This window comes from Streptococcus sp. CCUG 71758 (assembly GCF_011714815.1).
Taxonomy (GTDB): domain Bacteria; phylum Bacillota; class Bacilli; order Lactobacillales; family Streptococcaceae; genus Streptococcus; species Streptococcus halitosis.
In genome coordinates this window covers 18,025-38,942 of the sequence record NZ_RXXO01000007.1, presented here as the reverse complement: position 1 = coordinate 38,942, position 20,918 = coordinate 18,025, and the positions used below count along the sequence as shown (strand labels likewise).

Sequence of the window (20,918 nt, the reverse complement as noted above, 5' to 3'; positions counted from 1 at the left end):
CTCTGATTTTTGTGATTATTTCAAGTTTTGAACGACTTTGACTAGATTTTCAACTGTAAATCCGTACTCTGCCAATACTTTTGGTGCTGGAGCAGATGCTCCGAAGGTATCAATACCGAGAACTGCACCATCTAGACCAACATATTTGTACCAGTTTTGAGTTGCACCCATTTCGACTGCAACACGACGGCGAACTGCATTTGGAAGGATTTCTTCCTTGTATGCTGCATCTTGTTTATCAAAGACATCTGTAGATGGCATGCTGACTACACGGACTTTTTCGCCTTGACTAGCTAATTCTTTGGCAGCTGCGACAGCTAGATTGACCTCTGAACCTGTCGCAATCAAGATCGTGTCAAAATCTACTGCATTTTCATAGACAACATAGGCACCTTTTGCAACTTTATCGAAGTCTGTTCCCTCTTCTACAGTCAAGTTTTGACGTGTCAAGACAAGGGCAGTTGGTGTTTTCTCACTTGTCACTGCAAGGTACCAAGCCGCTTGAGTTTCACGCGCATCTGCTGGGCGGAAAACATTCAGATTTGGCATGGCACGAAGACCTGCTAAGTGTTCAACTGGTTCGTGAGTTGGACCATCTTCACCAACTGCAATCGAATCGTGGGTAAAGACATAAGTCACAGGAAGTCCTTGCAAGGCTGACAAGCGGACAGCTGCTTTCACATAGTCAGAGAAGACGAAGAAAGTACCACCGTATACACGAAGTCCACCATGAAGAGCCATTCCGTTCAAGATCGTTCCCATTGCAAATTCACGAACACCAAACTGAATGTTACGGTTCAAGCGATTAGCATCGTCTTGAAGTCCATCAGTCTTGATATAAGTCATGTTTGAGTGAGCGAGGTCAGCTGATCCACCTAAGAAGGTTGGCAACTTAGCTGCTACAACATTCAAGGCATCTTGGCTTGAATTACGAGTTGCTTGAGAGAAGCCGTTTTCTAAGGCTGGGAAGTCTGCTGGAGTTACTTCAACTGGGTCGCGCCCGTCAATGATAGCTTCTACTTCTGCAGCAAGTTCTGGATAAACTTCTTTATAATCAGCAACTAATTTTGTCCAAGCTTGATAAGCTGATGCGCCACGATCTGCAACATTTTCTTTGAAATCAGCATAAACTTCAGCTGGGATTTCAAATGGTTCATAGTCCCAACCGAGGGCTTGACGAGTTGCTGCAGTTTCGTCTGCACCAAGAGGAGCACCGTGTACAGCATTGGTTCCTTGTTTGTTTGGAGAACCATATCCAATCACAGTCTTCACTTCAATCAAAGATGGTTTGCCTGAAGCTTTAGCTGCTTCGATAGCAGCATGGATTGCTTCCAAGTCTGTTCCATCTTCAACCAAGGCTGTATGCCAACCGTAGGCATTGTAACGATCACGAACACTTTCTGTGAAGGAATCTTTTGTCTCGCCATCCAAGTTGATGTCATTTGAATCATAAAGAACCACCAACTTGTCAAGTTTTTGCAAGCCTGCGTATGAAGCCGCCTCACTTGAGACACCTTCCATCAAATCTCCATCTCCACAGATCACATAAGTATAGTGATCAAAGAGATTGTAGCCTTCACGATTATATTTGGCTGCAAGGAAACGTTCTGCTTGGGCAAAACCAGTAGCAGTCGAAATCCCTTGACCTAGAGGTCCAGTAGTAGCATCAATCCCTGCTGTATGTCCAAATTCTGGGTGACCAGGTGTTTTGGAACCCCATTGGCGGAAGCTCTTGATTTCATCCATGCTGACATCTTCAAAACCAGAAAGGTGAAGAAGGGCATAGAGAAGCATAGATCCGTGTCCTGCTGAAAGAATAAAGCGGTCGCGGTTAATCCAGTTTGGTTGGGCTGGATTGATACGAAGTTGTTTTGTAAAGAGGCTATAAGCCATCGGAGCCGCTCCCATAACCACACCTGGGTGACCTGAGTTGGCTTTGTTGATAGCGTCAATTCCTAGGAAACGAATTGCATTAACAGATAGATTTGACATAGAATTTCCTTTCTCTTTGAGGTGATTAATGAATCACACATCCTATTTTACTATTATATGAAAAAATGCATGGAATAGCAATAAAACAATTTGTGTTCATCTAACCCGTTTGATTTGTCTATTCCCTCGTCACTTCATAGTACGGAAGCAAGCGAGTATAAGCGTCTTCTAGCTTCTCCAATATCGCTTCTACTGACTGATTTTCAATGAGGGAAACATCTGACTTGACTAAGACTTTTCGGGCTTTCTGACTTCTCACCTTCTCGCGTAAAGTACGACGGTTCTCCTCAGTAGCCTCCATCTTATGACTTTCCCCATTTGAGTAGACTAGATAATAAATTCCTTCTACCACTGGAATTTCTAAAACCTTGGCTTGCTTGCCTAAGGTCTGTTCGTCTTTCTTACGCTCGATGAAACTGACCTCTAAAGAAATCCCAAAGTCAGCAGGTGTTCCATACAAACGAAGAGCCATCATAGGTTCTGTCACTTGTCCGTCTCTCTGAAGATAGGCCCAGAAATGCGGTCGCAAACGCTGCGCTTGGTTCATCCACTGGCTAGTCTGTTGCAGTTTCCATTCTGGATGACTAGCTTGAAAGGTTTTGGCCAGTTCTGTAAAAGACTTCCGAGCCCCTTGACCTTTTTGCCGCAAATCCAACATCTTTTCTCTTTCATCACCAGCTTTATCAGGATTACGATACTGGACCCCTGCAAATGATAGGTATTCTCTAACTGCTTTCAGCATATCTGAATCTTTCCTTTCCTAGCAAAAAATCAGGACGAACCTGATTTTGCTTTGCTTATTCTGCATCTACGACAACATAGCGATTTGGCTCGTCACCTTCAGAGTAACTCGTCACGCCATCCATGCGTGAAATAATGCGATGGATAATCTTGCGTTCGCTATTTGACATTGGATCAGTTTGTTGGCTACGCCCTTCTTCTAAAACGCGAGTCGCCAATTTTTGAGCGTAGGTTTGCAAGACTTCTGCACGGTGTTCAACGTAATCATTGACATTGATTGTGATGTAGAAGGTTCTTGAATAGCGATTATAAAGGTAATTTTGCGCTAATAGTTGAAGAGCTTTCAAGACTTTTCCGTGGTAGCCGATAATACGACCTGGTTCGTTAGTGTCAATTTGAAGATTGATGGTACGGCGATTGTAGTCACTTGAAATCGTCCCTTCAACATCCATATCATCTACAATGGTTTGAACGTAGCTAGCTACTTCAGTTGCCACTTGTTCGATATCATAACTTGGCTCTACTTTTAAGCCCAAATCTTCCAACGATTGGCTCGCTACTTCTTGCGTTTCAGCTTCTTGTTCTGGGGCAGACTTAACTTCCTCAGCAACATCTTCTGCTTGCAGTTCATTTAAAATTGAAATATGACCTGTTTCTTCCAAAATCGTGCTGGCATGTTTTTCATTTTTCAAGATTTCAGCCTTGACCTCTTCAGAAACACCTTGACCTTCTTCTTCAATCTTCTTGATGGCTTCCACTACATGCCCCAAATCAACTGTTGCTTCGCTGACGCTCTTTACTGGTTCATTCTTTTCATTGACTTCTTTTGGAACCCCTTTAATAGCCTGCTGATTGGCTTTGATCACTGTCGTTTCACTAATCGCTTCGATATCAACTTGAGCTGGCTTCTTACCAAACAAGCCTAAGAACCCTTTTTTCTCTTTCGAAACAACCTTGATGTGGGCCTTCATTCTTGGAATGTCTAATTCTTTCAATCCTTTTTGGATTGCCTCTTCAACCGTTGAACCTGTAAATAGTACCATTACAAGATTCCTCCTTATTTTTTCTTTTTCTGTGCTTTTTTCAAGGCTTTTCTCTTCTTACCTTCTAAATCTTTTTCTGCTTGCGCCACTGCTTCTCTTTCAGCAATAATCTTGAAAGGATTGTTCAAGAAATAGGTTTGCAAAACTTGGTAAGCATTTGATACAGCCCAGTACAAGGCAACTCCACTAGGTGCAGAGATGGCAAAGATAAAGATCAGTACCGGCATACCATACATCATCCCTGTCGTAGCTCCACTTTTTTCGGATAAAGCTTTATTCGATAACCAGCTACTCAAGAAGGTAAAGACTGCCGCCAAAATCGGAAGGACAAAACTTGTATCTACTCCTCCCAAATTAATCCATAAAAAGTGACCTGTTTTCAAAAAGTCTACTCGACTCAAGGCTTGAAAGAGCGCCAAGAGAACCGGCATTTGTATTAAAATCGGCCAGAGAGAGGAGGAATGTTTGATTCCTAACTCTTTATAAACCTTACGCATCTCCTGGTCTAGCTTGGTTCTACTTTCCATATCACGACCCGGGTATTGCTCTCGCAAAGCCTTGATGCGTGGCTGAGCCTCTTGCATTTTTCTAGAGGCAACCATCTGTGTCTGAAAGACTGGTAATAGAATCGTCCGGATCAAGATCGTAAAGAGGATAATCCCCACTCCGATACTAATGTCAAAGGACAAAAAGCGGATAATTTCAGCAAAAAAATAGACGAATTTACTCCAAAAATCTGTCGAGTCTGCTGTTATATCGCTAGCTGTACTATTTGTTGCACAGGCCGTCATGATAACCAAGGACAAGCCCAACAAACTAGTCAACTGTAGTTTCTTTTTCACTCCCATTTCCTTCCTGGTAAATCTTTGATAACTTTAATACGTGGAGTAGATTTTTCTCCATCTCTGCATATTCCAAGGTTTCCACCCCTTTTCGGGCAATCACGACAAAATCAACATGCTCTACTAAACTCCCTTTTACACTTTGTAGAATGTGTCGGATTCGTCTCTTAATTTGATTTCTGGTAACTGCATTCCCCAGCTTTTTGCTGACGGACAGTCCTACTCGAAAATGGTTTTGCTGGTTTTCCAATTGGTAGACAACAAATTTTCGATTGGCAAAACTTGTTCCGTCCTTGAAAATCGCCTTAAAATCTTTCTCTCTTTTTACACGAAAGCTTTTCTTCAAAACTCAACTCCATCTATTAAATTACTACTATTATACCATATTTTTTGAAAAAGCCAATAACAGCAAGGTTTTAGACATTTTCTGCATAAAAAAAGCTGGAAAATCTCTTCCCCAACTTCTTTCTACAATCAAATTTTATGTGCATTTACTTATTTTTTCAAGCGTTCAACATCACGTGCAATCACCAATTCTTCATCTGTTGGAATAACCAAGACACGAATTTTCGCTGCGTCTGTTGAGATATCTCCCGTTACACCAAAGACGTTCTTTTCTGGATCCACATCACAACCAAACCAAGAGATACCTGAGATGACATCTTCACGTACGTTTGCAGCATTTTCACCGATACCTGCTGTGAAGATAATCGCATCTGCTCCATTTAGGACTGCAAGATATTGGCCGATATGTTTTTGGATACGATCAACATACATTTCATAAGCCAAAGTTGCATCATGGTCTCCTGCTTCCATGGCAGCAATCACATCACGCATATCGCTTGACTGACCAGAAACTCCCATGAGCCCTGATTCACGATTGAGAACGCGACTAATATCTTCTGGGGTATTGAAATCCTCTGTATATTGCATGAGATAAGGGATGATAGCAGGGTCAATATCCCCTGTACGAGTTCCCATCATCACACCGCCGAGTGGTGTGAATCCCATAGAAGTATCCACAGACTTCCCACCCTTAACAGCTGTGATAGAAGCCCCGTTACCAATATGGCAGGTAATCAATTTCAAATCTTCTAGAGGACGACCCAAAAGTTTCGCTGCTTCTCCTGCGACAAACTGGTGGCTTGTACCATGAGCACCGTATTTACGAACCTTGTTTTCTGTGTAGTATTTAGTTGGTAGAGGATAGCGATAAGCCTTCTCTGGCATGGTTGTGTGGAATGAAGTATCAAATACAACAACACTGGTAATATCTGGAAGTAATTCCTTAAATGCACGAATTCCAGCTGCGTTAGCCGGATTGTGAAGAGGAGCCAAGAGTCCCAATTCCTCAACTTTTTCTAACACATCTCCCTCAACAACTGTTGATTCTTTGAAATATTCACCACCTGCAACGACGCGGTGTCCGACACCTGTAATCTCATCGTACCCTTTGATAATGTCAAAACGAATCAAGTCATCCAATAAAATTTTAACGGCTTGTGTGTGATCTTCAATATCAAGAATTTGTTGCTCCGAACGACCGTTAAATTTTACTGTTGAAATTGAGTCTTTCAATCCAATACGTTCAATCAAGCCTTTAGCCAAAACTTTTTCCTCAGGCATTTGATAAAGTTGCCATTTCAAGCTTGAGCTTCCTGCATTGATTGCAATTGTTTTTGTCATAAGATGATACCTCTTTTTAAGCGTTTTCATCTATTATAACAAAATCTCTTTTATATTTCAGTACCTTTGCTCCAATTTTGAAAATTTTCTTTAAAGGTCAACAAAACTGACGGATCTTGCAAGCTAGTAAGAGGGTAAACAAAGGGTTCTATTTCCTTGTCTCTTTTCTTCTGTAAGACAAAAATACTTTTAGCTTGGCTTGCAGTTGAGAAAATATCCTCTGGCAGAGCGATGATAGCAGCCAGACTCACTTCGTCTTTGAGCCACCCTTTTAATAAGTCACTTTGAGGACTGGTCAATAAATCACTCGGAGCTAGAAAAATAGCATAGCCATCTGACTTAAGGTACTTGAGGCCTTGTTCCATCAGCAAATGGTGGGCATAGGTATGCTCTTGACTAGAAGCCACTTGATAGCGTGAAGCGATGGCATCGTCTGGGTAATAGCCAACAGGTAAGTCGCTGATGACCACGTCGCTTTCTTTAAGCATTTGCGGACGAACGGCATCTCCTTGGACAAAACCAGCCTGCAAACCAATCACATCTGCCATACTGGCTGCCAAATCAATCAGCAAGTCATCCACTTCGATTCCCAAGTAATCTACTTTTTTAGCGAGAGAAGTCAAGAAAGTAGCCCCCAAAATCCCCATACCAGAACCTATTTCGAGAATGCTAATTTCCTCTTTATGAAGCAACTCTTCTACAACAATTACCAAGAGGAGGGCAATGGCATCTGGTGTAAACTGGTGATTGGCCTGTAAAGGTTCCGTTTGTCCTGCCTTCATCAAGAGAAACTGGTAGGTCTTGAGCCACTCTTCCTTGCGAAGCGCTAAGCGCTTAAGGGCTTGATTGTTCTCCTTGACCTGCTCTAGATTGGTCTCGCCATCTAGATAGATACTATTTTGCTCTACCAAGGCGTCATAAAAGTTGGTCGCCAAATCACTTTGGATGACTTGGACATTCTCTAGTAAATACGTATAAGCTTGTTCAATTTTTTCAAAATCCATATTTCTATCTTATCAAATTTCCCTCCTTTTTTCCATTCCTATAGAAAAATCACTCCCTTACTAGGCGAGTGATTTTTGGGCTACTGTTAAAAAGAGCTCTGCGTAATTTCCTAGGAAAAGACCTTCGGCACTGTAAAGGATCTGACTGTCAATGCTCGAAAAACCAAACTGGGCTAGCTTGTTTTCCAGTTCAGCTAAATCAAAACCATGATGGTTGGTATCTGTCTTGACAAAATCAGCGATGAGGACCTGTCCATTCTCCCTAAGATGATGGTGAAACATAGCAAGAGTTGCATCTAGATCAGGCATATGATGAAGAACCCTACTGACAACAATTAGGTCAAATTGCTGCTCCAAGGGATTTGCCAGTAAATCCTGCTCCAAGAGTTGAAGATTCCTGATTTCTTGTTCCTCTGCTTTCAAACGGGCTTGCTCCAGCATTTTCTCCGAGATGTCTACAAGGGTAACCGACTTGGCCTGCTTGGCTAGGGGCAAAGCTAACAGACCTGTTCCACCACCAAAATCCAGTATTTCCTTGTCTGATAGAAGAGCAATCTGTTTTTCAACTGCTTTACAAACTAAGTTTGCAAGAAAGATATTTTTGGGCGAATCAAAGGTTTCTGCTTTGTGATTAAAATCATGTTTCATGCTTTTAGTTTAACACAAAGTAGTTGAATTGACTAGGAATTGTCTTTCTTTTCAGGCTTTTCTTCTGATTTTTTCTTCCCTGCTTGATTGCTTGAATCAGTCGCTACCTCTTCCTTTTTATCCGTTTTCTTTTCTTGGATTTTCATCGGAGGAAAGAGAAATTCATAGTTGCCCTTATTCATACGAACACTTGTTGTAAAACCTGTTTTCGTATTTTGATACCTGACTTTTCCTAAGTTAAAGACTCGTTCCCCGCTCTCTTGCTCAGCCTTATCTTTGCTTCGTTTGGCCATGGCAAAAGCGACCAACTTTTCTTTGTTTAGGGTAAAGTCTTTGTGATGGGCGACTTGCCGATTCAAATAAAACTGCAACAAAAGGCTAAAAATGGCTGCAATGGTGACTGCATATAAAAGAACACCTGCCTTAACTTTTTGCTTTTTCCACACGATAGATGAACTCCCTTTCTAGGCCCTTTTGAAATTGGAAACGAAAGCGAACCAATTGATTTTCCTCTGTAATTTGAGCTGATTTGAGTCCATAAACCATAGGTTGGTAGCCCCTTCCGCTGGTATCCGTCTTTCGAAAATCATCCGATTTAGACTTCCCTATAGAGATATCCTTACCATCCTGTTTCATGTAGAGGCGATTGCCTTCCACCTTTTCAAACTGCGAACGCTCTAACTCTGCCTCCAGCTGGTCCACAAACAAGAGCCACTCCTTTTGCTCGCTTTGCTTCTGGTAACGAACTTCTGAAATGAGGAGCTGACTCATAGCTTGAAAAAGGAGCAAACCTCCGCTAATGACGATAAGGGCAATCAGCGATTCTAAAAGAGTGAAGGCTCTTACCTTACTGCTCTTTAAGATCGAGCAATTTCTCTGAACCATGGTAGACCTCCAATCCTTTTTCACTAGCAAATACCTGAATCTCAACTCCATTTATGTTTACCTGATTTTGCCCTGTTTGCAGAGCCATCTTCGCCACACGCAAGACTTCTTCCTTTTGCAAGATTTCTGCCTCTAACCGTCGATTTTGTTGGATTTGTCCCAAAAGAAGGGTCGCAATGCTGGCAAAGATAGCTAGAGCGACCAACGCTTCCAGTAAAATCACTGCCTTAATTTTTTGTTTCCTTAATGCGTTTAATTTTTCCATTTCCTAGATATAATTGATAGCGAATCGCTCCTTTGCTAGTCTGAAATTCAACCTTAGCCAGAGAGGAATTGCCCCCAGCTCGATCAAATATAATGCTTTGTCCTGATGGTCCCTGAATTCCTTTTGGAATTGTCAACTTTTGACTGCCATTGCTGATCGTCTGTCCATCTAAGTTTAGACTAGTCTTTTGCTGACTGGTAACACTGCGTTTTTGCGTTTCCCGATAGAGTTCTTCAAACTCCATAAAGAAAATCTGCTCCTCTACCGCCGCAAAACTGGACTGAACAGAACCAGACAAGCCCAAAGAAAGGATACTCACAAGTCCCAAAACCAAGAGACTTTCAAGCATAGTAAAGGCCTTAATCTGCAACAGTTTGACTTGTTTTTTGTTTTGCATGGTAGTCTTTATAAGCTTTAACTTGCTCAGCTGTGATACGACCGTCCGCTTGTAATTTGCTGAGGCTGGCATCATCATTTTTATCCAAACGATAAAGTTCTGCCTGGCTTTCCACGACCTTGACAACAGCAGCTTTTCCTTTGTCATCTACGGCATCCTTTTGCTTGGTCAAATTGGGCACAAAGAGCAAGAGAAGAACGCTGATGATAAGTAAAACCACTAACATTTCTACCAAAGTGAAAGCTTTAACCTTGGCTTTTTTTAAATTTGTCATGAGTTTTTTCATTTTAAAAATTTACCTCCATATTTTGATACATGGGCATGAGCATTGCCGCATAGAGTAAAACGATAATCAGGGCCACAAAGATAAAAACCAGTGGCTGTACCAGATTCATGGTACGATTAACTCGGGTAAAAAAAGCTTCCCAAGTTTTTTCAGCATAGATTTCCAACTCACTCCCCAGCTTGGACTTGACTTCCCCATACTCGATGATGAGACTCAACTCCTTCTTAAAGAAAGGATAGGTCACTATGGTTTGAGAAAATTCACGGCCATTTTGCAGGGCTTGAGCTAGATCTTGACCGATTTCTTTAAAGAGCTGAGAACCTTGTTCCTGCATGATCTGAAAAATCTGCGTCAGCTCCATTCCCTGTGAAATCATATTGCCCCATTCACGCGCATAATAAGCTGTCAGATAAGTCTGGACAAAGATTCCTAGAAAGGGAATCCGTGCCAAAATAGAAAAGACCCGCATCTTGGAACTTCTTTTATAGAAAGTGAGAGCTAAAAGTAGAGACAGAGAGCAAGCCAACACTAGTCCCAGAAAAATTTGTGGCAGATTGCCAATGATTTGAGTGGCGATATTGCTACTGTCCAGTTGAGGCAGCAAATAGTTTCTCAACCCCAACATGATTAGCAGGAGAAATCCCAGCAAAATCAAAGGATAGGTCGCTACTTCGATTAACTTTTTCTTGACCTTGGACAAATTATCCAGATATTCTTCTATCTTTCCCAAACTCAGGTGAAGATTTCCATGCACTTCAGCTAGAGATAATTGGGTCACAATAGCACTTGAAAAGCCCAAGTTGTTCATCATTTCTGAGAAAGATTTCCCCTGAGACAATCCTTGGTGCATCTGGGCCACATAGTCCTTTTCCAGCAAGGCACTTCTCCCCAAGAAAGAAATAATTTCCACCAAATGAAAGCCACTGGAGAAGAGGTTGTTAAACAAAGTGATGATTTTCTTCTGCTTAGCTGTAGCTAATTTTTTCCGTTTCAGCCTGAAGACTTGTGATATGTCCATCTTTAAGAAGCTGCTCAATCTGTTCATTCCAGCTAGTTGGCTGGTGTTCCTGATAGTCTTTGTTTGCAAAGTCAACGATTCCTCCTCCCCCAATTAATCTCTGGTAGCAGACTCCTTGCAGAACAACTGCTAATTCCTCCTCCGTCACACCCAACTCCAGAAGGCGTTCATAAACACCTCGGATACTCTTGGCATGAATGGTTGAAAAAACTGTCGCCCCTGTCAAACTGGCTCTGACCACTGCACGCGCTGTCTCGCTATCCCGAATTTCACCAATAATCAAGAGGTCCGGACGATGCCGGAGAGACAGTTTGATCAGATTTTCATAGGTCAAGCCAATCGCTTCATTCAACTGCAACTGGAGCATGTCTTCCTGCTTGATCTCGACAGGATCTTCAATGGACATAACCTGTTGCCCTTTAAACAGAGACTTGGCCAATTCGTGCATCAAGGTCGTCTTGCCACTTCCGACTGGACCTGCAAATAGATAGAGTCCCCGTTGCCTGTACTGCTCACCCAGTTCGTTCATATCCTGAAACCAGAAATTCAGATCCTGCTCCTCATCGTGCAACAAACGAATGACCAAACTCTCATGCCCCCGATAATCTCCTACGGTAGACAAACGCAGAGAAGACTTCTTCTCCCCATGCTGATAGTCGCAAGAACCCAGCTGACTGCGCCTCTTCTCTCCTACGTTCATACCCGCCACAAACTTAAAATGACTAATCACAGCAGCTAAAACATCAAACTCATAGGAGTCAACGAGACACCGCTCGTCTCCAACCCGCATGTGAAGCTCGTAGGACTTTTCCTTGGGAATGAAATAGATATCCTGAGCCTTCTTTTCTTTCGCAGTCGCAATAATTTTCTGTGCAATTTCTTGTACCATACCGCCCTCCTTATCTAACTATTCGCAAAAAAATAAAAAAAGCAACTTAAAAAGTTACTTTTTTATCTCCATTTCATACGGCAAGAACGGTGCTTTTCTTGACCTGTTTGTTTTTCATAACCTGGACGTAGCTTTTCATCGGGAATGACTTGCCCATCTTGTAAAAGTGCCAAAGAATGGTACTGCTGCAAATACTCATCACACTCATCACACCAGCGTTTATCAGCAGGATCCCAAAAAATAGTCATCAAATCACTCCGACTCTTATAAAGAGGATTCTTCTTTTCCAGCTCAAACCAGCATGATTTATAATATTTTAGAGCATCATAATACTTGTCAAAAGATTGACTCATGATGACATCTTCTTCCCAACCTTCTATGAACCACCACGGTTCAAAGTCCCCATACATTTCTATAACACGATACATTCTTACTACTTCCTTTGTACCGTATATTATATCTAATTTTTTAATACAAGAAAAGGATTTTGCTTATTTCCCCCATTAGAAACTTCTTTAAGAAGCCTGTTATTTTCATCTGATAATAAAAATAGGAGTCCTTTATTGACCCCTATTTTTATCTTCTTAGGCTTGATAACGTTTCACACCATCTAGGTAGGTTGCTACCAATTCCAAATCTTTATCTAGTACGATAAAGTCGGCATCGTAACCTTCACGGATTTGACCACAGACATCATCGATGTGAACAGATTTTGCTGGGTTGAGGCTGGCCATCATGACTGCTTCATGCGGATTCGCAATTCCCCATTCGACCACATTCTTCAAACCATCTTTGAGTTTAAGGATAGAACCTGCCAAATTACCTGTCGATTTGAGGCGAGCAGTTCCATTAGCAACAACTACTGGGAATTCTCCCAACATGTAATCTCCATCTTCCAAGCCACCAGCTGTCATACAGTCTGTGATAAGGGCGATATTTTCAGTTCCTTTTTGCTTGAGCAAAATATCACAGGCCTTTGGATCTACGTGGTGACCATCACAAATCAATTCAGCGTAAGTATGTGGCAACTCATACATGGCTCCCACCATACCGAGCTCACGGTGAGTCAACCCACGCATTCCATTATAGGCATGTACCCAAACACTCGCTCCAGCATCGACTGCTTTTTTAGCTTCATCAAAAGTCGCATTGGAGTGTCCAAGAGCAACAGTCACTCCTTCACCCGTAATTGTACGAACAAAGTCTTCTACACCTTCACGTTCTGGCGCAAGGGCAATTTTATTGAGCAGGCCATTAGCTGCTTTTTGCCAAGCACGAAACTCATCCATACGAGGATCTTTCATGTAAGCAGGGTTTTGAGCTCCCTTGTATTTCTCTGTGAAATAAGGGCCTTCAAAATAGATCCCACGAATCTTGGCTCCACTTGCTTCCTGGTAACGAGCACCGATATTTTCAGTTACCGCAAGCAACTGCTCGTAAGAGGAAGTCAACGTCGTTGGCAAGAAGCTGGTAACACCTGTGCTAAGCAATCCTTCACTCATGGTATGAAGGGTTCCTTCGATATTATTATCCATGACATCGACACCGCCAAATCCATGAATATGGGTATCCACAAGTCCTGGGGCAATGCTATAACCGGTATAGTCAATCACCTCAGCTCCTTCAGGAATCTGTTCTACATGCTTGCCAAACTTGCCATCCACAAGTTCCAAGTAACCGCCACGACGAACTCCGTGTGGGTAGAAAAACTGATCCGCTTTAATATAATTAGGCATAATGATAACCTCCTTGATAGATTGATTCTAGAATTTATTATGTCAATTACATTATAAACCTTTCTTTTTCATTTGTAAATGGTATAGACCTATTTTCTAGAGATATTTTAAAAGAGCTGGATTTCTCCAACTCTTTAATTTTATTTTGATTTTACAGGTAGTTCTTGAGCAGCCTTGACAGCAGCTGCAATCGTTTCTGCGTAAAGTTTAGCACCTTCTTCAATCATGTTGCTATCATTCCCAAAGTGGACTTGGTCGGTTCCAGCCCAGATTTCAGGGTGCTCCTTAGCAACCTTATTCCAGTCAGCGATGCTCACGTAAGGATTCTTTTCAGCTAATTCCCGTGCATAAGCCGCATACTGCTCCACTGATGTGTAAGTGTCCTTACTCTTATCTCCCTCATAAGGTGTCACCAATATCAGATGGTGTCCTTTCGGTAGATTGTTCACGATGCTGTCCAAATCATTCTTATAGCCTTCAGGATTGTTGACCCCCGTTGCAATGACAACTGTTTTTAAAAGCGCCTTGTTCTGGCTATTATTGAGCATGATGTCATTGGCTTGCTTGGTCGTCCGACTAACCTGAGCATTGATATTTGTATCAGGAAGTGCCTCTTTTAAGGCTGTATTGGCACGTAAAGTCACTGAATCCCCAATCAGACTCGTTCCCTCAGAAATTCCTAGGCGACTGACTTCAGCTTGTTCAGCCAGAGTCTTTGTTTGTCCTATATTGGTCTGAGCTTGCTTGAAACCATTGATCATCAAGTCTGTCTCAAAAGCTCCAACCTGAGGAGCTGCAGCTATGATAATCAAAGTAAGTAAAGAAAGGGCGCCCACAACACTAGCACTAATAGGTTTGATATGACGCAGCTTAGTGATTTTTCTAACTAAAGCGTTGGTCTTACCAGCAATCAATGGCTCAATAATATAGAAGGATAGGATAGCAAAGAAATAGGAAAAGATAACGGTTAAAACAACAGCAGGCAGATTACTCATCAACTGAGAAAAGATAATATAAAAAGGCCAGTGGAAGAGATAAACCGCGTAGCTGGTATCCGCTAAAAATGTGATTATATGAGGTTCTCGTATCTCAGGCGTTTTCTCATGCAAGACACGCGCAGCAAAAATCATGGTCACGGCCGCTAAACTTGCCAGTAAGAAACCGAATAGATAAGCAAACAGGTAGGTGAACTTGACAAAGAAAGTCAAGAGCACTAATACCAAAAGACCTGCAGCAAACACCAGTAAATTCTGACGAAGATCCCACGTCCGGTCAAACTGCTTGACTAAATCGCTCGTCTGACGAACCCCTACAACTGTCGCTAAAATGCTTCCTAAAAAGAAGGGATAGACATGGGTTAAACTTGAAAAGTAGACAGATGAATAGGAACTAGCCATTAGACTACCAATAAACATGGAGAAAAAGCTAATGATGAAAGCTCCCGCAGAAAGAAGAAAGACCATCCCTCTCAATTGACTACTAGATTTTGAACGTTTCGATAAGAACCAAACCGCCAATCCCCAGAGAATATAGTAGTGAACCTCAACAGCTAGACTCCAGTTATGAACAAAGAGATGCGGAATGAACTGGGATTCATAACTTCCCCCTGTTAACATTTCGTAGAAGTTGGTCATAAAACCGAGAACTCCAGCTATCTGGCCACCAATTCCAGCAACATAGTCTTGACGAACCAAGAAAGTAAAAGGCATGGTCACCAAAACCATCAGCACTACAGGTGGCACGATGCGGTAAAACCGTCTCTTAAAAAAGCCCAACAAATCAATCTGATGTGCCTTCCCAAATTCTTCTAAAAGGAGGGAGGTGATCAAAAATCCTGAAAAAGTGAAAAAGACATCTACCCCAAAGAATCCTCCAGGAAAGATTGTTTGAAAGAAGTGGTACAAAAGCACCAAAAGTAAACCTGTAATCCTAATCAAGGAAAACCATTTAATACGCATACGAGTCTATTCTCCATTAAATTAGGAAGTAAAACACCACCTAATTTCCATTCCATTATACTCCCTATTCTATCAAAAAAATAGGAAAAATCCTAAGAGAAAACTTAGGATTTTGGCATTCTATTTTTACACTTTAGAAATTGCGCCCTGACTTGTTGTAGCCATATTTTTCTACAAAATACTCACGAAATTCCAAGAGATTGTCATCCATGATGGCTTGGCGGACCTGCTTCATCAGGTTGAGCAAGAAGTAGAGATTGTGGTAACTAGTCAAGCGGATACCAAAGGTTTCATCAGCCTTGAGCAGGTGACGAAGATAAGCGCGTGTGTAGTTCTTACATGTGTAGCAATCACACTCAGGATCCAGTGGCGTAAAATCTTCAGCGAATTGGGCATTCTTGACAACCAAACGACCTCGGCTGGTCATACAAGTTCCGTTACGAGCAATACGAGTTGGCAAGACACAGTCAAACATATCTACACCACGAATGACTCCATCAATCAAGCTATCTGGCGCTCCCACACCCATCAGGTAGCGAGGTTTGTTTTCAGGAAGGAGTTGGGTTGTGAAGTCCAAGACTGCATTCATCTCTTCGTGCGTTTCTCCCACAGCCAAACCACCGATAGAGTAGCCTGGGAAATCCATGCCGACAAGGTCGTGAGCCGACTGACGACGAAGGTCTTCAAATCCTGCCCCCTGCACAATTCCAAACAAACCTTGATCCTGTGGGCGACGGTGAGCCTTCAAACCACGCTCAGCCCAACGACTGGTACGTTCGATTGATTTCTTAACGTAATCATAGGGTTGGTAAAACTGAGGACATTCATCAAAAGACATCATGATGTCTGAGCCTAGATTGTTCTGAATAGAGATGGCCTTTTCTGGCGATAGGAACATCTTGGATCCATTGAGATGGTTTTTAAAGGTTACTCCTTCTTCGGTGATATTTCGGCTATCCGCTAGAGAATAAACCTGAAAACCACCACTATCGGTCAAAATGGGTTGGTCCCAGTTCATAAATTTGTGGAGACCACCTGCGCGTGCGATGAGTTCGTCCCCAGGGCGAAGCCAGAGATGATAGGTATTGGACAGGATAATCCCTGAACCCATCTCCTTCAACTCCTCTGGTGACTGAGTCTTGACAGTAGCTTGGGTCCCAACTGGCATAAACATAGGCGTTGGAAAGGTACCGTGCGGGGTGATAATTTCTCCTAGACGAGCTCCCGTGTGTTTTTCTTTCTTAATCAAACGATATTTGATGGGTGAATCTGACATTTTCTACCTCCGAAGCTGGGAAAGACAGTCCCAGTTCATACTTTGTGCCCAAAGGCATACTGTATGATTTTATCAAAAAAAGCTGGAACTGTCACGAACTATGATATAATGAGAGAATGAAATACCCAAAAATTGATTTAAAAACTATTCGTCTGCAGGCTAGGCAATTTCAGGCTGAAAATCCCCGCCTCCTTCTGGTCTATCTCCTTCCTAGTATGCTGGTCATCTTGTCAGGCTTTCTCAACCCCTTGGCTCGTCTCCAAGAAAGTGTTTTAGAGCAATCCTTTTTCAGCATGCTGGCACAAGTACTCCAAGCCTATCTCTTCCCGTTAGTGGTTTCTTTTGTGAGCACGATTTTTCTAGCAGGTGCTGCCTTTGCGACACTCCGACTCCTCAAGGATCCTGATACAGAACTCTCAGTAAAATCAAGCCTGGCCCTCTTTGCTGAAGAGCGCTTCTCGCAAACCTTCCTAACTCTGCTCCTCAAACGTTTCTACCTCTTTTTATGGAGCATTCCAAACTTAGTAGGCGTTTATTTTCTCTTTTATAGCAATCTCTTGGCTCGGAGATTTGTCGCCCTACATCCTGAATTTCCAAAATTAGACCTCTCATCCGTTGAAACCGAGCAATTCCTTATGACCTTTGGACTCTACTTTTTCGCGAGTCTCATCTTGATGATTGTAGGGAATATCCTCTACGTTCCGCAACATTATGCCTACTCACAGGTAGAATTCCTCCTCTGCGACACTCTGGATTTAGGCCAGGTTAAACCCCGTCAAATCCTGAAAACCAGCCGTTTCTTGATGAAGGGTTACAAGTTTCAACGCTTTGTCCTCGACTTACAACTACTTCCTTGGTACTTCCTCAATTGGATTACTTTTGGAATTGCTAGTTTTTCAATCCTTCCCTATATCCAGAACAATCATATCTTCTTTTACAGAGCCCTCCTAGCCCGTAAACGTCGAAATGGATAAGAACCTACAAAAACCAGCGTCTTACAGGACGCTGGATTTCTTATTTCAAAAGCAAAATACTCAGCAAAGTCAAAATAGCGGGTCCACCTTGCTTCAGAATAATCTTCTTGTCTGCTGTTAGAGAACCGTAGGTCGCTGCACCAAGCACAAATAAAACAAAGATGGTCACAATTTCCAAGCTTTGCGAAAAATAAATCCCATACAAGAGAAAGCCCCCCTATCAAAGCATTATAAATCCCCTGATTTTTAAACAATGAACTCACTGAAGGACGAGCCAGTTCTTCTTTACCCACATTAAATACGCGACTAGTAGTATCTGATTGCGTAGCCACACTTTCCAAATAAAAAATGTAAAAATGCTCTAAAGCAACGAGAGTTGCTAAAATAGTAGTAATGATTGACATCGTTTTCTCCTTAAAATTCTATTTTTTCTAGACCTGACACTAGTTTCGTCAGTAAAGTTGTTAGCTCTTTCTGCTCAGCTGTCGATAAGATGCTCTCCATCTGTTCCTTCACTCGCAAATGATGTTTAGGCGGACTGACTAAGAGTTGATTCTTGGCTTCTTGGGTTAATTCAACTAAGACTTCTCGCTGATTGGCCGGATTACGCTTGCGACTGACATAGCCCTCTGACTCTAGTATCTTAAAATGACGGGTCAAGGCCGCCTGGTCGATTTGCAACTTCTCCTGAACGGCAATCTGGTTGCAGGGTGACTGCTGCAGTAAAAACTGCAAGATTTGATAGCGGGTCAAACTAATTCCCAATTGTTTCTCAAAAAGTTGAGTGATCATCTGATCTGTTAAATGGAGCTGGTACAGTAAGTCGTTAATTTTTTTCATTTCTACCTCCTTGCGTACACTTGATTTATCAACTATTGATTTATCAAGTATATTACAGAAAGATTAAAAACGCAACTATTTTGCTTACTCACGAAAAATAGCCTCTTGGTTTCAATCCCAAAAGGCTATTATTTCTATATTCTAGATAAAATCCAGCACTAACCTACCAAATCTGCTCGAAGGATTTCTCCCTCTTTATCAATGACAACTTCGATGGCATGGCCTGCAAAAATTTCCTCGCTATCATCATAGTAGAGGGTCAATTCCCCGTCTTCGTTGATCGATAGTTCACTCAAGGAAAGAGAGTTGGTAAAATACTCTTCTGTTAACTCCACATCATTTTCATCTGAATCTATCCAGTCTTGGGCTGTTTCCCACAGTTCTTTGACAATATAGTCTTTAATCCGAGTATCTTGAACTTGGAAAGTTCCCATAAATTTCTTTAGATCATCAAAAGAACTTGGAGGGAGACTTTCATCTGCACTCGCAGCAAAGATAGCATGAATCTTACCACCCTCGTAAGTGATAAATCCTTCAAACCAAGAATAGGCTCTGTTTAAGGTGAATTCCCCAATATCGTCTTGAATGATGACCGGTTTTTGATAGGTTTCAATCAAGGTCTCTAACCTAGAGTCTGAGGATTGGTCATCTAGGTATTCCAGCAAGTGGTAGCAGTTATTAGCTACTTCTGACATATATGGCTCTAACTCCATGAAGGGGCGTTTTTGACATTTGATATGATGAATTTTGTAGGGTTCAAAACTAAAGCCCCATCTCTTTTCTTCAAATTCCTCAGGAGTCAATACCCATTCCAAACGTCCCTCACGTTCAGAGAATTTCTGGGTTGCAACATTGACACTAGCTTTAAAATGAACGGACGGCATTTTACAACCATCTTTTAAAGAAGCGGCCCCAGTTACATTTTGGAGGGTAAAAATCAAGAATTCGACAATTTCACCACAAAATTCCTCTTCAAAATCATCTCTTGTTTTCTCAAATGGAGTTTTTAATCGATTTGTCATTCACTTCATCCTTTCTCTCTATGCTTAAAAGCGTTAGTATAGTTTTGTATTCGCTTACATTTTAACATGTTTTAGATTTTATTTCACTTATCGACACTATTTTACACAAAAAGAAGCTACACATTTTAAATGTATAGCTTCTTATTATTCTTAATTCATTGATACGTGAACGTGGTCATAGTGGTTTTCGGTCACACTACCACGATCCGGCATTGGATTCCACGTGTAGGCTGGTCCATATTTACTATCATATGGAGCGTAGAAACGTTGCTTCCAGATGATATAGTTGATACCACGGCTAGCTATATTTTTGACTGCATATTCTGCAATTTGATCTCCGAGTGCTGAACTCACTGGGACCATAAAGTCGATGGCCAATCCTTTACCATGGTCCCCACTGTCACCAGGACGGTAGCCACTAAAGGATGTAATCCCAAACAAGTTGGCTACTTCTTCTTTAAAGGCTGCAGTTTGTGGTTGAAGACCAGCATTCTCAGACTTAGCTACAGCAAGTCCTGCATAGTCAGGAGCCGCTGGAGCTGAATACGTTCTTGAAGGAGTTTGGCTTTGCTCTGCTTGATAAGTCGAAGTTACAGTGTCAGAAGTTGCTGTTGATGCTGCTGTTTCTTCTGCTGCACTTGTTCCTGTTGTATCAGCAGGCGTTTCAGTTGCCGGCGCAGCTGCTACTGGTGCTTCTGCTGGAGTTGTTGCTGCCGTTTCTTCGGTCGCTGGAGTCGCCACTTTTGGAGCTTCTTCAACTGGACTAGTTGTTTCTGCTACTGGTGTTTCTGCTACTGGTGCTGCCGCTGGAGTCGTTTCTGCTGTTTCTTCAGCTACTGGTGTTTCTGTAGATGGTTTCTCTTCAGCAACTGTCGCTGTCTCAGAAACTTCTGAACTTGACGCTACTTCTGCTGGTTTTTCAATCTCTGTTGCAGTTGGAGCTTCCTCAATCGGTTGAGAAAGGTCTTCTACTTGAACTGTTTGTTCATCGACTGTTACTTGATTCGTCGTCAAATCAGCTGTCGCAGTCGTCACTTCTTCACTAGCGTCTGCTTGAGGAGTTTGGATTTCAACTTCCGTTACCTCTTCTGCCTCATTGACAGTTGTAGTGAGGACAGTATCTGGGAAAATCAAGTCCATATTGGTAATTTTGTTCAAATTAGCAAGAACTGTGACATCTACACCCAAGGCTTCTGCAATGGTGCTCAAGGTATCACCATACTGTACTGTATAGCTTGTTTTGTTGTCCGTTTTAGTCAAATCGTTTTGAATTTGCTCAACACTACGTGCAGTCCAAAGGACTTCTTCTGCTTGAGTTGCCAATACTGGGGCAAATGACAAGGCTACTGTTGAGGCTAAAATCATTCTTTTCTTCATTCGTTCATATTCCTTTCAAATGAGTACCTGTCTATCATA

The 20,918-nt window shown here is 42.0% G+C and carries 23 protein-coding genes and 1 pseudogene; 1 reads left to right on the top strand and 23 read right to left on the bottom strand.

The window, feature by feature from the left end; translation table 11 throughout:
* Nucleotides 1-15: 15 nt before the first annotated feature.
* From tkt to tgt, 19 genes are all read right to left on the bottom strand, one after another.
* Nucleotides 16-1,992, bottom strand: a complete 1,977-nt coding sequence (gene tkt, locus EKB01_RS08920) for a transketolase (RefSeq protein WP_167266663.1) — start codon at nt 1,990-1,992, stop codon at nt 16-18.
* A gap of 118 nt (nt 1,993-2,110) precedes the next feature.
* Nucleotides 2,111-2,734, bottom strand: a complete 624-nt coding sequence (locus EKB01_RS08915; protein ID WP_167266660.1) for a ribonuclease P — start codon at nt 2,732-2,734, stop codon at nt 2,111-2,113.
* A 55-nt stretch (nt 2,735-2,789) separates the two neighbouring features.
* Nucleotides 2,790-3,776, bottom strand: a complete 987-nt coding sequence (gene jag / locus EKB01_RS08910; protein ID WP_057488754.1) for an RNA-binding cell elongation regulator Jag/EloR — start codon at nt 3,774-3,776, stop codon at nt 2,790-2,792.
* Nucleotides 3,777-3,790: 14 nt separating this feature from the next.
* A complete protein-coding gene (locus tag EKB01_RS08905) occupies nt 3,791-4,618 on the bottom strand; it encodes a membrane protein insertase YidC (protein ID WP_162838150.1) in 828 nt (275 codons plus the stop codon).
* Entirely contained in the window at nt 4,593-4,964 is a 372-nt protein-coding gene (gene rnpA, locus EKB01_RS08900) for a ribonuclease P protein component (protein WP_000748120.1), read from the bottom strand. The genes EKB01_RS08905 and rnpA overlap by 26 nt, the downstream gene beginning before the upstream one ends.
* A 149-nt stretch (nt 4,965-5,113) precedes the next feature.
* Nucleotides 5,114-6,304 carry an acetate kinase gene (locus tag EKB01_RS08895; RefSeq protein WP_084940302.1) on the bottom strand — a complete coding sequence of 397 codons (1,191 nt, stop codon included), beginning with the start codon at nt 6,302-6,304 and terminating at the stop codon, nt 5,114-5,116.
* Between the two features lie 50 nt (nt 6,305-6,354).
* On the bottom strand, nt 6,355-7,308 hold the full coding sequence (locus tag EKB01_RS08890) for a class I SAM-dependent methyltransferase (RefSeq protein ID WP_000345143.1): 954 nt from the start codon (nt 7,306-7,308) through the stop codon (nt 6,355-6,357).
* 60 nt (nt 7,309-7,368) lie between these two features.
* Nucleotides 7,369-7,956, bottom strand: coding sequence for a class I SAM-dependent methyltransferase (locus EKB01_RS08885; RefSeq protein WP_000679761.1), 588 nt, complete (start codon nt 7,954-7,956; stop codon nt 7,369-7,371).
* Nucleotides 7,957-7,988: 32 nt separating this feature from the next.
* Complete coding sequence (gene comGG, locus EKB01_RS08880; protein ID WP_000265642.1) at nt 7,989-8,402, bottom strand: competence type IV pilus minor pilin ComGG; 414 nt, start codon at nt 8,400-8,402, stop codon at nt 7,989-7,991.
* Nucleotides 8,380-8,841, bottom strand: coding sequence for a competence type IV pilus minor pilin ComGF (gene comGF, locus EKB01_RS08875; RefSeq protein WP_002883335.1), 462 nt, complete (start codon nt 8,839-8,841; stop codon nt 8,380-8,382). Before comGF ends, comGG begins: the two co-directional genes overlap by 23 nt.
* Nucleotides 8,804-9,106, bottom strand: a complete 303-nt coding sequence (comGE, locus tag EKB01_RS08870) for a competence type IV pilus minor pilin ComGE (protein WP_167266658.1) — start codon at nt 9,104-9,106, stop codon at nt 8,804-8,806. The genes comGF and comGE overlap by 38 nt, the downstream gene beginning before the upstream one ends.
* Nucleotides 9,069-9,503: a competence type IV pilus minor pilin ComGD gene (gene comGD, locus EKB01_RS08865; protein ID WP_167266655.1), complete on the bottom strand. Its 435-nt coding sequence runs from the start codon at nt 9,501-9,503 to the stop codon at nt 9,069-9,071. Before comGD ends, comGE begins: the two co-directional genes overlap by 38 nt.
* Nucleotides 9,466-9,789, bottom strand: coding sequence for a competence type IV pilus major pilin ComGC (comGC, locus tag EKB01_RS08860; RefSeq protein ID WP_167266652.1), 324 nt, complete (start codon nt 9,787-9,789; stop codon nt 9,466-9,468). Before comGC ends, comGD begins: the two co-directional genes overlap by 38 nt.
* A gap of 1 nt (nt 9,790) precedes the next feature.
* Nucleotides 9,791-10,807: a competence type IV pilus assembly protein ComGB gene (comGB, locus tag EKB01_RS08855; protein WP_167266650.1), complete on the bottom strand. Its 1,017-nt coding sequence runs from the start codon at nt 10,805-10,807 to the stop codon at nt 9,791-9,793.
* On the bottom strand, nt 10,755-11,696 hold the full coding sequence (gene comGA / locus EKB01_RS08850; protein ID WP_000249583.1) for a competence type IV pilus ATPase ComGA: 942 nt from the start codon (nt 11,694-11,696) through the stop codon (nt 10,755-10,757). Before comGA ends, comGB begins: the two co-directional genes overlap by 53 nt.
* 62 nt (nt 11,697-11,758) lie before the next feature.
* Nucleotides 11,759-12,124 carry a DUF1033 family protein gene (locus EKB01_RS08845; protein WP_167266647.1) on the bottom strand — a complete coding sequence of 122 codons (366 nt, stop codon included), beginning with the start codon at nt 12,122-12,124 and terminating at the stop codon, nt 11,759-11,761.
* Between the two features lie 156 nt (nt 12,125-12,280).
* On the bottom strand, nt 12,281-13,432 hold the full coding sequence (nagA, locus tag EKB01_RS08840) for an N-acetylglucosamine-6-phosphate deacetylase (RefSeq protein ID WP_001134442.1): 1,152 nt from the start codon (nt 13,430-13,432) through the stop codon (nt 12,281-12,283).
* Nucleotides 13,433-13,572: 140 nt separating this feature from the next.
* Complete coding sequence (locus EKB01_RS08835) at nt 13,573-15,390, bottom strand: acyltransferase family protein (protein ID WP_167266644.1); 1,818 nt, start codon at nt 15,388-15,390, stop codon at nt 13,573-13,575.
* Nucleotides 15,391-15,523: 133 nt separating this feature from the next.
* On the bottom strand, nt 15,524-16,666 hold the full coding sequence (gene tgt / locus EKB01_RS08830; RefSeq protein WP_167266641.1) for a tRNA guanosine(34) transglycosylase Tgt: 1,143 nt from the start codon (nt 16,664-16,666) through the stop codon (nt 15,524-15,526).
* A 116-nt stretch (nt 16,667-16,782) separates the two neighbouring features.
* Between tgt and EKB01_RS08825 the strand changes: the two genes are divergently transcribed.
* Nucleotides 16,783-17,640, top strand: a complete 858-nt coding sequence (locus EKB01_RS08825) for a DUF975 family protein (protein WP_167266639.1) — start codon at nt 16,783-16,785, stop codon at nt 17,638-17,640.
* Nucleotides 17,641-17,680: 40 nt separating this feature from the next.
* On the opposite strand, the pseudogene EKB01_RS08820 reads toward EKB01_RS08825, so the two are convergent.
* The 4 genes and pseudogenes from EKB01_RS08820 to EKB01_RS08805 form a co-directional block, all read right to left on the bottom strand.
* A pseudogene (locus tag EKB01_RS08820) lies at nt 17,681-18,044 on the bottom strand (DUF1304 domain-containing protein).
* Nucleotides 18,045-18,054: 10 nt separating this feature from the next.
* On the bottom strand, nt 18,055-18,480 hold the full coding sequence (locus tag EKB01_RS08815; protein WP_000723482.1) for a MarR family winged helix-turn-helix transcriptional regulator: 426 nt from the start codon (nt 18,478-18,480) through the stop codon (nt 18,055-18,057).
* 158 nt (nt 18,481-18,638) lie between these two features.
* Nucleotides 18,639-19,502, bottom strand: coding sequence for a DUF2262 domain-containing protein (locus EKB01_RS08810; protein ID WP_167266636.1), 864 nt, complete (start codon nt 19,500-19,502; stop codon nt 18,639-18,641).
* A 150-nt stretch (nt 19,503-19,652) separates the two neighbouring features.
* Nucleotides 19,653-20,879 (bottom strand): LysM domain-containing protein, encoded by a 1,227-nt coding sequence (locus EKB01_RS08805; protein WP_167266633.1) that lies wholly within the window; start codon nt 20,877-20,879, stop codon nt 19,653-19,655.
* Nucleotides 20,880-20,918 lie beyond the last annotated feature (39 nt).